At 31.9% G+C, this 12,693-nt stretch carries 12 protein-coding genes; 7 read left to right on the top strand and 5 right to left on the bottom strand.

All coding sequences use genetic code 11. The annotated features are described in order from the left end of the window. The first annotated feature begins 180 nt into the window (after nucleotides 1–180). Nucleotides 181–2,055, top strand: coding sequence for a DUF4209 domain-containing protein (locus tag AA089_RS01385; protein ID WP_046755113.1), 1,875 nt, complete (start codon nucleotides 181–183; stop codon nucleotides 2,053–2,055). A gap of 98 nt (nucleotides 2,056–2,153) precedes the next feature. On the opposite strand, the gene AA089_RS01380 is transcribed toward AA089_RS01385, so the two are convergent. Together AA089_RS01380 and AA089_RS01375 are read right to left on the bottom strand one after the other, a co-directional pair. Beyond that, entirely contained in the window at nucleotides 2,154–3,770 is a 1,617-nt protein-coding gene (locus AA089_RS01380; protein ID WP_082113165.1) for an OmpA family protein, read from the bottom strand. 186 nt (nucleotides 3,771–3,956) lie between these two features. Beyond that, the gene (locus tag AA089_RS01375) at nucleotides 3,957–5,477 is read right to left on the bottom strand and encodes a GH3 auxin-responsive promoter family protein (protein ID WP_046755111.1); all 1,521 of its coding nucleotides are present in this window, start codon (nucleotides 5,475–5,477) and stop codon (nucleotides 3,957–3,959) included. A 129-nt stretch (nucleotides 5,478–5,606) separates the two neighbouring features. On the opposite strand from AA089_RS01375, the gene AA089_RS01370 reads away from it, so the two are divergent. Next, a complete protein-coding gene (locus tag AA089_RS01370; protein WP_046755110.1) occupies nucleotides 5,607–6,401 on the top strand; it encodes a DUF2797 domain-containing protein in 795 nt (264 codons plus the stop codon). Nucleotides 6,402–6,620: 219 nt separating this feature from the next. Here AA089_RS01370 and AA089_RS01365 read toward each other — a convergent pair whose 3' ends face one another. The 3 genes from AA089_RS01365 to AA089_RS01355 form a co-directional block, all read right to left on the bottom strand. Continuing rightward, entirely contained in the window at nucleotides 6,621–7,241 is a 621-nt protein-coding gene (locus AA089_RS01365) for a LysE family transporter (protein ID WP_046755109.1), read from the bottom strand. A gap of 122 nt (nucleotides 7,242–7,363) precedes the next feature. Next, nucleotides 7,364–10,030 (bottom strand): AsmA-like C-terminal region-containing protein, encoded by a 2,667-nt coding sequence (locus AA089_RS01360; protein ID WP_046755108.1) that lies wholly within the window; start codon nucleotides 10,028–10,030, stop codon nucleotides 7,364–7,366. A gap of 161 nt (nucleotides 10,031–10,191) precedes the next feature. Beyond that, nucleotides 10,192–10,908, bottom strand: coding sequence for a queuosine precursor transporter (locus AA089_RS01355; RefSeq protein WP_046755107.1), 717 nt, complete (start codon nucleotides 10,906–10,908; stop codon nucleotides 10,192–10,194). 197 nt (nucleotides 10,909–11,105) lie between these two features. On the opposite strand from AA089_RS01355, the gene AA089_RS01350 reads away from it, so the two are divergent. From AA089_RS01350 to AA089_RS01330, 5 genes are all read left to right on the top strand, one after another. Further along, a complete protein-coding gene (locus AA089_RS01350) occupies nucleotides 11,106–11,327 on the top strand; it encodes a class I lanthipeptide (protein WP_046755106.1) in 222 nt (73 codons plus the stop codon). A gap of 33 nt (nucleotides 11,328–11,360) precedes the next feature. After that, entirely contained in the window at nucleotides 11,361–11,582 is a 222-nt protein-coding gene (locus tag AA089_RS01345; RefSeq protein WP_046755105.1) for a class I lanthipeptide, read from the top strand. Between the two features lie 37 nt (nucleotides 11,583–11,619). Beyond that, nucleotides 11,620–11,847 (top strand): class I lanthipeptide, encoded by a 228-nt coding sequence (locus AA089_RS01340; protein WP_046755104.1) that lies wholly within the window; start codon nucleotides 11,620–11,622, stop codon nucleotides 11,845–11,847. 164 nt (nucleotides 11,848–12,011) lie between these two features. Next, a complete protein-coding gene (locus tag AA089_RS01335; protein WP_046755103.1) occupies nucleotides 12,012–12,242 on the top strand; it encodes a class I lanthipeptide in 231 nt (76 codons plus the stop codon). Nucleotides 12,243–12,484: 242 nt separating this feature from the next. Further along, nucleotides 12,485–12,664: a hypothetical protein gene (locus tag AA089_RS01330; protein ID WP_046755102.1), complete on the top strand. Its 180-nt coding sequence runs from the start codon at nucleotides 12,485–12,487 to the stop codon at nucleotides 12,662–12,664. Nucleotides 12,665–12,693 lie beyond the last annotated feature (29 nt).

Raw genomic sequence — 12,693 nt, 5'->3', positions numbered from 1 at the left:
CTTTAATGAATTGATTTGAAGGATTAAATAAGCCTCAGTATAGATATAACATCTGATGTGATAAAAAATAAGTGATTTTGAGAGTTTTTACGGGAAACCACATTGTTTTGTGTAAGTTATTGTCTTAACTTTAAAGACAGTTGAATTAGAATATTACAATTTGAATCAAGTGTTTCTTATATGAAAATTAAGCATAGAGATATCAACATAGAACAATTTCAATCAATAAATGATGTGTTCCAATTTATAGAAGACAATGTCTTTGATTTGAGAAGAAATTATGACTTAGTAAATCTTTGGGTAAAGTATAGAGATTACACTAAAGATGAAGATGAAAAGAAAAAATCCCAATGGGAAATCGATTGTTTTATGTTTGAAATAAAGGGAGAACGATTGTTCTCTCAAATTTACTCTATCAAAAAAGATGAATCAGAGATAAATAAATATCCTGATTTAAGTAAGTTTCAAATTGATGTAATTGAATATCTGAAAGAAAGAATAAAATCTTCAAATAATTCAATTCTACTTGCTCGATATAATCATTTATTATGGAAATGTCCTAAAGGAATAAAACGATTAATGTATGCTTTGAATGCTATTGATAATTATATACTTTCAATAAGTAAGTATTATGAATTAGACGATATCTATGGGAATCAAGATAACTCTTTTCAAATAGGAGAATTATTTGAAATCTTAGTATTGCTAAGTAGTGAGGTTAAATCAGACAAGACTAAGTTGAAGGAATTAACCATTTTTTTATTGTTTAAGGCAAAAAGATTAAAGTTTTATACTCTTCATAGTATTCTTGAAGATATGTTGTCATGCAAAAAGATTTTTAAACCTAAAGATTTTGAAAATACTCTTTCATTATTTCAAACACAATTGGAGGAAAGTAAAGGAGGAAAAGAAGATTTTCTTCTTGTAAACGAGTATTTACCGTCAGCAATTAAAATTGCTGCGAAAATAAAGTCAGATACAAAAAATTGGCAAAATGAAATTGGATTAGCTTTTCTAAGAATGGCAGAAGAGATAACTCAAGAAGAAAAGTTTTGGATTAAACAGGATTACCATGCTAAAGCAATAGAAGCATTCAAATTATCAGGTAATTTAGAATATCGTAAAAAAGCGGAAATACTTTATGCGAATTTAAAACCTCAAATAAAACTACCTACTCATACAATTTCTTATACGGAAGAAATTCAAGATTTATTAAAAAAACATCAAGAAAATATAAAAATTAAAGCTAGAAATATTCTAAAAAAAAGTTCTCATGATATATATAGATTTGTATCGTCGGGAACTTTTTTTCCTGATTATAACGATGTGATCAAAGCTTCTGAGAAAAAAGGGAATACTTTTTTAGATTTTGCAACGACAATTAGTTTCGATAAGAATAAAAATATAACAAATCAAAAAGCAAATAATAAAGAATTAAGAAAAGTATTTGAGTCTTATCAATTTCATTTGGAAATAAGTGCTTTACCTTATCTGCACTATATTTTAATATTTGGCATTAAATCTGGCAAACTTACTTTTGAAAATTTAATTGGTTTTTTAGTTGAAAAAACATGGATTGGAAAACTTCATATACAATACGATCTAGGGGGAGATGAAAAACTTGTTAATTTAGTTCAGCAAATAAGCCCAGCAATAATCGAATTTTACTTACAGATACAAGCTTGGCAAAGCACTAAATATTATAAGCCTAGCTTTATTTTATGTATTGATAGTTTAACTTTAAAAATGGAAGGGATTTTTAGAAGCTTCTGCGAAAGAGTTGGTGTCCCTACTAGTCTTAATAGAGAGAAAGGAATGCAAGAAGCTTATATCCATAATGTTTTTGATAATGAAATAATTATTGAATTTTTTAATGAGGATGATAGGCTGCTTTTTAATTATTTATTCTCTAGTGATGGGGGCTTAAATTTGAGAAATAATGTAGCTCATTGTTTTTATCACGTAAGCGAATATCATTCAGATAAAATGTTGTTATTAATTGCTGTATTATTAAGAGTTGGGAAATATGATATAAAAAAACAAAACAGTAAGTAAAAATTAAAGATTTCAAAATAGATAAGAGGTCTAATATATAATAAAAAAAGCGCCTGTTTTCACAAGCGCTTTTCTATCTATCAGTTTATTACTAAGTACTACTCAACAATAACAAACTCGATTCTACGGTTTGTTTCATGCTGGGTTTCTGAACAGTTAGCACCGCACTTTTCAAGTGGCTGTGTTTCACCGTATCCTTTTGAAACTAAACGACTCGCGTTAATTCCATTTTCTATTAAATATTTTTTAGCAGAAGCAGCTCTTTTGTTTGATAACGTGTAGTTATAACCAGCTTTTCCTCTTGTATCTGTATGTGCATTGATTTCAATAACCATTGTTGGGTTTTCATTCAACACTTCAATAATCTTGTTCAAAGATAATGTTGACTCGTCTTTAATAACCCACTTGTTATAATCGAAATAAATGTTTTCAATTTTAATCATTAACTTCTCTTCAACTTCTACGATTTCAGCTTTCGCTTGTGGAAGTTTAATAGTTAACTTATGTGTGAAATCATCTCCTCTGTACGATTCGAAATCTTCGTCAGTTTCAATGAAACCATCTTTAGAAGCGTGTAACGTATAAGAGTTGTAAGGAATTACCTTTGTGGTAAAAATACCTTGATCGTTTGTTTTAATTTTATCAACAATACGTCCATACGCATCAACTACAGTTACAGTAGCATTTGGTAAAATCATGTTTGTTTTATAATCAACAATAGTTCCTTGTAATGATTGTAATGTTTTTTCTCTCTTAAAATAGTAGATGTCGTTTCCACCTTTTCCACCTGCTCTGTTTGATGTAAAGAATCCAGAATTTGACTGATCCATTAAGAAACCGAAATCATCTTCAGGACTGTTTAAAGAACTTCCCATATTTACAGGGAAATTAAATTTTCCATCGATAATTTTACTTTCAAAAATATCCAAACCACCTAAATTGTAGTGTCCGTTAGAAGAAAAGTACAAAGCACTATTGTCTCCCATAACGTATGGAAATCTTTCATCTTTATGTGTATTGATTTCGCTTCCCAAGTTTACAGGAGTTCCATATGTTCCATCTTCGTTGATTGCAACAGAAAATAAATCAAATCCTCCTTTTGAACCTGGAATGTTTGCTGAAAAGTAAATTGTTTTGTCATCTGGAGATAAAACAGGATTTTCAATAGCATATCCTTCCATGTTGAATGGTAACATTTCAAAATTTGTCCATTCGTACTCAATCATTTCTGCTCTAAAAATCTTCAAATTGTATTCTCCGTTCTCTTCAACACTTCTTGTAAAGAAAACAACATCTTGTGCATTTGAAAGTGCTACAGAACCTTCGTGATTTTCTTTGGTATTGATAGCTCTTGAGAAGTTCACTAAATTTTTAATATCTCCTTTTTGATTTAAATCTCCACAATATAAATTGTAGAAACCATCTTTTTTGCTTGTAAAACCTCCAATTCTCTTCGCTGAAGAAACAATAACTTTATCTCTAAAAAAAGCAGTTGCATGCTCAGAATATGGAGTATTGATATTTAAATTTTCGAATTCGTACATAAATCCGTTTGGATCTAATGCCTTAATAGCTCTGTTTGCGAATTCTTTTTTGGTCGTTTCTGTGTAGAAGTTACTGTCGTCTAACGCTTCTGCCTCTGGCCCTTGTGCAGTTACGAAAGTTACAGTAAATGTTGCTAACAAAAGCAACATTGTAGGTGTAAACTTTTTCATTCTAAAATTGGGTATTGTACTATATTAATAATCTGATACCTCAAATATAGAGTAGCAATTTTGTTACCTGTTTTTTATTGGTTAAAAGACACAGAAATTCGACGAGTGGTAATTTAGGAAAGATAAATGAAATAAAAACCAAGTATTTCTACCTAGAAAAATGGTAGGTTGCTGAAAAACAATGTTTTATTGAATACTGTTCATTTGCAGTAATTCGTCCAAATACACACGCTGATTGGACAATCTAGGAATTTTATGCTGTCCGCCAAGCTTGTCGTTTTTCTTTAACCAATCGTAGAATAATTGTGGACGTGCCACATGAAGTTTCAAGCTGTTTAACGTTAAATTATTAAATCGTTTAGCTTCATAATCCGAATTGATATTCTGCAAAGCTTCATCTAACAAAAAGGCAAATTCACTAATATTTTCTGGCTTTTTCTTAAATTCAATAATCCATTCGTGGGCACCTTTTTCTTTATTTTGCATAAAAATAGGACCAGCTGTATATTCAACAATTTCCGATTTTGTCGCGATGCAAACACGTTTTAGCGCATCTTCCGCATTTTCAATAATTAGCTCTTCGCCAAACACATTGATATGATGCTTTGTGCGTCCTGTAACTTTAATTCGGTATGGATTTGTTGAGGTAAATCGGATAGTGTCGCCAATCATATAACGCCATAAACCTGCATTTGTCGTAATAACAACCGCGTAGTTTTTGCCAACTTCAACGTCTGATAATGGAATTATTTTCTGATCCAAAAAATGAAAACTTTCCATCGGAATAAATTCGTAAAAAATACCATAATCAAGCATTAATAAAAGCTCGTCTGAGTTGTTTCGATCTTGAATCGCAAAGAAACCTTCGGAAGCATTGTAAATTTCATAATACTTAAAATCTGGTTTTGGTAATAAGTTGTGATATTGTTCTTCATATGGGACAAAACTTACGCCACCATGAAAATATACTTCTAAGTTTTCCCAAACTTCAAATAAATGTGCTTTTTGTGTTTGTACGATGACTTCATTCAACAAAACCAACATCCACGAAGGAACGCCAGCCAAACTTGTCACATTTTCTTTTAAGGTTTCGGCAATAATTGCATCAATCTTCACTTCCCAGTCGCCCATTAAGGAAACTTTGTTGCTTGGTGTACTGCTAAATTCTGCCCAAAGCGGTAAATTATCGATCAAAATTGCTGACAAATCGCCAAAAAATGTACCATTTTGCTCGTACAATTCTTTGCTTCCGCCCAAGCGTAAACTTTTTCCATTAAATAATTGTGAACCTTCATTATTGTTTAAATACATGCACAACAAATCTTTACTTGCGGCATAATGACACAATTCTAATGAATCTTCACTTACGGGAATAAATTTACTCTTCGCATCTGTAGTTCCGCTCGATTTTGCAAACCATCGAATTGGTTTTGGCCAATAAATATTGCTTTCGCCTCTGCGTGAACGTTCAATCATTGGCTGAATTTGCTCGTAAGATGTGACAGGAATACGTTCGGTAAACGTTTTATAATTGGTAATACTTGCAAAATCGTACTGTTTGCCAACTTCCGTCTTCTTTGCTGTAGTTAGTAATGACATCAATAACTCCAACTGTACTTCATGCGGGTTTTGTAAAAAAAGCTCTATTTGAGAGATGCGTTTTTTTAAAAACCACGAAGCGATAGAATTTACTAATGGTATTGGCATTATGTGTACGTTATTCGGTTGTTTTTAGTTGATAAAATATGGTTGCAAGCAAAAAGTTTTATACTTTCGTCAACGATCTGCTTTTAACGCAATCATACTTTAAGTGAATAAAAATAGCAAAAATCTTTAATGATGTATCAAGGTGTTTTAACAAAAATGCAAACGGAGTTCGGAAAACCGATTCAATATTACCTAAATTTTGAAGATGATTTCTTGAATATGAACCAATTACTTAATAAAACACTACGTTTAAATTTTGAGAAATTTGAATGTTTAAATTGTCATTTAGACAAGCAAATTTACCGTCAAGGGTTTTGTAAAAGCTGTTTTTTTGAAATTCCAACGGCTGGCGATTGGATCATGCGACCAGAATTGAGCACAGCACATTTAGATGTAGAAGATCGTGATTTGGAATACGAGAAAAAAGTACAATTGCAACCACATATTGTATATTTGGCTTTATCGAGTGAAATAAAAGTTGGAGTCACTCGTAAGCGACAAGTGCCAACACGTTGGATAGATCAAGGAGCTGTAAAAGCTGTGGAAATTGCAGAAGTTCCAAATAGATATTTGGCAGGAATCACGGAAGTTGCGCTAAAATCACATGTATCCGATAAAACAAATTGGCGAAAAATGCTTCAAAATCTCAATGAAGATGCCGATTTAGCCGAGAAGCGAGAAGAATTGAAAGCGTTTATTCCAGCGGAAGCGCAACCGTATTTCTTAAACAATAGAGAAGTGGTAGAACTTGATTTCCCCGTGCTTTCGTATCCTGAAAAAGTAAAAAGTTTGAATCTTTCCAAAACACCAAGCTTTGAAGGAGTTTTAAAAGGCATCAAAGGACAATATTTAATATTTGAAGACAATACCGTGTTCAACGTTCGCGGAAATGAAGGTTTTGTGGTGAGTTTAGGTATTAGTTAAATTTGTCATTCCTGCGCAGGCAGGAATCTATCTATTTCGTAAAAAAGTGGATTCCGCATCAAGTGCGGAATGACAATACTTTAAACGAATTAACAAAAAACACATCGAGAGCTACTTTGAAATCTAAATGCTTTTGAAATTTAGTTACCAAAAACTTCAACAGCGTCAGCGCTACCAAAGCGAAGCGTATCTAAAAATCTAACAGTCCACCATTCCATATTAACTAAACATATATTTTACCAACTGAATACTTCCAATCACAAACAACAAAATACCGATCACTTTATTAATCATAGCCGCAATATTCTGCACTTTGTTTTTAATCAAAACACTAAATCGGCTATATCCGTAAAGTGTTAACAATTTTCCTAAATACACACCTGAAAAGAAGACAAACAGAATTGTTAATGACGTATTCATATTGAGTTGGAAAGCATTTTTGTTTAGATACGAAATCATAAAAATCCAATATACTAATACTGGCGGATTCAACAATCCAAGAAATAATCCCGTGATGTATTTGGACATTTTGAACTTCTTTTCCTGTGTTTCTTTTTTCTTTTTGAAGAATAAAACGCCACCAATTAAGAATAAAACAACCGCAATTGCCATCTGAATCCACTGATTCATATCTATAAAATCAGCAACGACCATACTGCAATGCAATGCGTAAAATGAAATGATAATTTCTGCAATTCCAGCCGTTAATGCTATCTTCATTGCGTTTCGTGCATCTACGCGTACTGTAGTATTAATGACTGAAATATTAACTGTTCCTAAAGGAATTGCGCCCAAGAATGTTACTAAAACACCGATAATGAAATACCAAATAAAATCCATGAGGTATTGGTAGGAAGTTTTTCGGAATCATTACACTAGTTAGAAAAAAGAATTTGAATTTGAAGTTGAAAAATGAAAGTCATAACGAATTAACAACTCAACAAATAAACAAAATCCACATCTTACTTCACAGAATCTTGCTTCTTTTCCTGTGCTGCTGCTTTTTCTTCCGCTTCTTTTTTCTTTTTTCGATTCCCCAATAAGCTTCCCAAAACACTCTTTACTTTATCTCCTGTAGAATTGGGCGTGGTAACGGTAGAATCTTTTTTTGTATCGTTTCCTTTGATTAAATTACCCAAAATTCCATCAACAGTATCACTTCCTGTGTTGATGTTGCTAAGTGCTTCTTGCGCTTTTAGTTTGGCCAACTTTTTGACTAAATCTGTTGTCGCGCTTACTAAATTTGTAGTAAAATTTGGGCTTCTATAACTTCCTGTAATTTTAGTAGATACAGGAACTTTGATACTTTTTGCTTCTTCCGATTTGATTTCAGATAGTAATTTTGTGACTTCCGTTCCTAAATACGAAGCAGGAATTTCAAAAGTAGCATCGTAATTTAACGATTGATCAAAACCATGACTTCCTGCAACGGTAATATCAATATCTTTATAGTTAAACGAAAACGGTTTTACACTTACTTTTCCATCATCAAAAGATAATTTTGCCTTGATGTCTTCTATGTTTATTTTATTTAAATCGATAAACGTTAGTTTGTCATTAATGGTGTTGAAAAAATCAATATTTGTAGATTTTAAAGTCGTCGTGATCAATTCCGCGAACGCGTTACCAGAAATTGTAGTCAAATTAGGTGTGTAACTTTGGGTTAAATCTCCTTGTAATGAAATTGTTGTATTCAACTTTCCGTTCAATGCTTTGGCAACAGGTGCAATAGTTTGAAGCAACTCCAATCCGTTGAATGATTTTGAAATATCAAACTCGTCCATATTTAAATCCATCGCAAAAGTTGGTGTAGTATTCTTTGTAGAAACCAAGCCTGACATTTTGATTCTTCCGCCAAATACTTCAGAAGTAACATCAGTTAAAATAGCTTCTCCGTCTTCTAAGACTAAGTTACCTTTTACCTGATCTAGTATAATATTATCGTAATATACCTTGTTAGAATTTACATAAATAGAACAATCTAAAAAAGCTGGAATTTTTAAGGCTTCTCCTTCGGTAATTTCAGTACTTTTATTTTCACTTCCTTCTTCGGTTGCGACCATAAAATCATTTACATAAAAATTGTTTGAATTTACATTGAAGTTTCCTTTCAGTTTGCCTTCATTAAATAAAAAACCAAGTAAATTTTCAATTGTTCCTGTTGCCTTAAAATCACTTTTTCCACTTGTTGCATCAAACTTTTTTAAAGAAATTTTTCCAGGAATAAAGTCAATTTTAGCTTCTGAAATTGCTAACGGATTTACCACATCTTTGGACGAAAATAAGAAGTCAGAAATGGAAAGATTCCCCGTGTTTTTGATATTTCCATATTGTTCTTTTTGAATGGAATTCATGTCAAAATTTGTCGTCAAATTGGCATCTAAAATTCCACTTAACTCTTTGTTTAGTTCTATTGGATAGGCTTTTGAGATATTTCCTAAATTCAGTTTTCCAACTATGGTAGCATTTACTTTTGGATTTGTGGTTAATGCCGCAATTGTTCCATTTCCACGAAATGAATCTTCATCAATTTTAAAGGCTAAGTTGCCAATTTTTAGAAATGTATCTTCCGTTTTTCCAGTGGTATTTTTTAGCTGTGCATCAATGTTAATATTCTGAACACTTTTTGGCAAATCAGGATATTTAAAAGAAGCATTATTAGAAACTACTTTGATGTCAATAGTAGGAATAGTGGTTTCGGTTACAAGTCCTTTAATTTTTCCAGAAACTTCAAAATTTCCTGCCGTTTCCACGCTTTCAATGTTTTTTGCATAAGCTTTTGGAATTACACCTAAGAAATTTTTAAAATCCGAAGATGGCGTTTGCAATGTGATGTCTACTTCTTGCGAATCTGGATTTACTTTTACAAAACCATCAAATTTTAACGGCAATTGATTGATTAAAGCATCATTTTCAAGAAATGTATATGTTCCATTTGTCAAATCCATTCCAATCAACGCTTCCAGTGCAACTTGTTGTTGTTCAATATAATTCATACCATCAATTCCAAAAGAAACTTCCGCATTTGTGGTAGTGTTCAATTCAGATGTATCCAATGAAAAATCGCCAAAACCTTCATGCTGCACATCTGTCAGTACAAGTTTAGTTTTGCTTTTTGCATCATAATAATTAATGTCTGTATTAAGGATATGATAATTGTCTATGTTGAATTTAAAATCGGACGTTTCTGAAACAGTTTCCGCAGTTTGTACAGTCTCGCTAGGTTTTGCAATATCGTAATTTGCTGTTCCGTTTTCGTCAACAAGAATATTTAATTTGGCATCATCAACCGTGAAGCTATAAATCTGAATCGCTTCGTTTGGACCTTTGAAAAGTTCGCCAATAGCTGTAGTTACTGAAACTTCTTTACCAAAAAATAGTGTGTCGTTTTCAAATGGAGCGTTGTTTATTACCGAAATATCATCTAAAATAATCGAAGCTTTCGGGAAATTTCTAAAAAAACTCACGTCAGCATCGGCAAAATCAACACGCGCATTTATATTTTCATTGATGGTTTCTTTTACCATAGCAATGATTTTATCTTTAAATAAATAGGGTGCCGTTAGTAAGGCAACGATTAATAGTAGGAGTGTTATTCCAGTTATTTTCAATATTTTTTTCACGTTCATGCTTTCCTCTTTTTTGAGAATCTAAGAAAGTGAATTTTAAAAAAATCACTGTTAAGAAGATGATAAATTTTTCCAATTACAGCATTCGCGTTAACATTAGAATCTTTTGAGTTAATTTTGGCAAGTTTCATCCAAAATTTAGCTGGAAAAAAATAAAAAATTTATGCGGTATGACTATCTAAATCAATCTCTTCTCCGATTTCCAAGCCAAAACGTTTTCTGAATATATATACTATTAAATATAAAAAAGGAGTGTCTATAAATGCGACTAATACTTTAAAGATAAATCCGCTAGCAAGTAAGCCCAAATATAAATCCCACGGCAATATTTCAAATACACATAAAAGTGTAATTACGGAGAATGTATCTACAAATTGAGAAGCAAATGTAGAAAAGTTATTCCGTAACCATAAATGTCTTCCTTTGGTCAAATTTTTCCAAAAGTGATACAGTTGAATGTCAATAAACTGAGCAAACAAATAGGACAACATCGACGCAAATACGGCTAATGGTGCGTTTCCAAATACTTGTGTAAATGTTTCATCGCTCACGGGCGAATTGGGTAAAGCAGGAACATTTTGCGAGACATAAATAATTCCTAACGAGAAAAAAGAGGCAAAAATTCCAGCAATTACCACCTGATTTGCTTTTTTCTTTCCGTAAATCTCAGAAATGGCATCTGTAATCAAAAATGTAATTGGATAGGGAAGTAATCCTACCGATATTTTAAACAAACTTTCTCCAAAAATCTCAATATCAAATGGATACCAATAGAAAAATTTTTGAAAAATTAAATTTGAAACAACCAAAGAAGTAATAAAGAGTGCTGCTAAATACAAGTATATTTTTGAAGCTAATTTTTTGTCTGCTATCGTCATGTTGTAAAGATACTAAACTTTCTTTTTGTAAAATTTTTCTCTGCACTTAAACACGTGCTACGAATTCATAAATAGCATGATGATATTTATAAATGCCACGATACATGGCTTTTTTAGCTGATTGAACATGAGTAGTTTAGCCTTGTTGAAAAATAACAAACACACTAAATTATTAACTCATTTAAAATTATAATGTCATGAAGAAAAAAGCATTAAAAGGACTCGCTTTAAACAAAAAATCAATTTCTAACTTAAATAAAGAAGCTATCAACGGTGGCGGATTTTCAGATGGTTGTACAGACGGTTGTTCACCAGCACAAACTTGGTTAAACTGTACACAAGCAGATTGTACAGCAGATTGCCACGGTGGCGCTTCAAGCATTTGCGACACATTACAAGCACAAAATGATCATATTTAATAAGTAAAAAAACAACTCACAAAACTTTATATCATGAAGAAAAAAGCATTAACAGGACTCGAATTAAACAAAAAATCAATTTCTAACTTAAATAGTGACGCAATCAATGGTGGCGGATTTTCAGATGGTTGTACAGATGGATGTACACCAGCACAAACTTGGTTCAACTGTACACAAGCAAATTGTACGGCAGATTGTACAGGTGGTGTTTCTCGTATTTGCGACACATTACAAGCACAAAATGATCATATTTAATAAGTAAAAAAATAAACAACTCACAAAACTTTATATTATGAAGAAAAAAGCATTAAAAGGACTCGAATTAAATAAAAAATCAATTTCTAACTTAAATAGTGACGCAATCAATGGTGGCGGATTTTCAGACGGTTGTACAGATGGATGTACGCCAGCACAAACGTGGTTCAACTGTACACAAGCAAATTGTACGGCAGATTGTACAGGTGGTGTTTCTCGTATTTGTCATACAATACAGGCACCAGACGATGCATTAACAGTATAAATAAATATCTATTTAAAAAAAGCGCATAAGACTAGTTTTTATGCGCTTTTTTTGATGAAAATATAGGCTCGGAATTCATAAAACCCGAGAGGAAAAACTTTTTAGGCAGGTTTCAGTTTTTTAGATTTGATCAACTTTAATTAACTAAATTTAAACTTATAATTATGAAGAAAAAAGATTTAAAAGGACTTGCATTAAACAAGAAATCAGTTTCTAACTTAAATCCAGAAAAAATTAATGGAGGAGGAGTTACAAATGGATGTACTGACGGATGTACGCCTTTTCAAACAGCTTGGAATTGTTCTAGAGGAAATTGTACAAACGACTGTGGCGGTGGCGCTTCTTATATTTGTACTACTGCACCTAAAGATCTTGATCTTCAAGCTCCAGACTAATTATTTTTTAAAAGCGGTAAACGTAAATTAATTTTTTTTAATTTGTAGTTTTCGTTACAACCGAACTTCTAAATAGAAGCCTTTTCAAGAAATTGAAAGGGCTTTTTTTATGAAGTAATATTGTGGTTGTCGTCATATGTAAATCACGACTCGTTATTTATAAATAGTGGATTGTATGTGCTTTGAAGCTACTTTTCTGGAGCGTAAATTTGTTTCAATATTAATCACAAAATTTTATTATTATGAAAAAGCGAACATTAAAATCGTTGGTATTAAACAAAAGAAAAGTATCTAGTTTAGTTGATGGACAGTTATTAGGTGGTACGTCACTTCCAATAACATTTCTTTGTACGTATATAAGTGTAACATGTACTGCGGATACGCAACCAAAGCCAACAGATGATGCATGTAATAAAAAGTAATTTTTTATAAATGTACTATAGTATTGCAT

The organism is Kordia jejudonensis, from assembly GCF_001005315.1.
Classification (GTDB): Bacteria; Bacteroidota; Bacteroidia; order Flavobacteriales; family Flavobacteriaceae; genus Kordia; species Kordia jejudonensis.
This window is presented reverse-complemented; position numbering and strand designations above follow the sequence as displayed.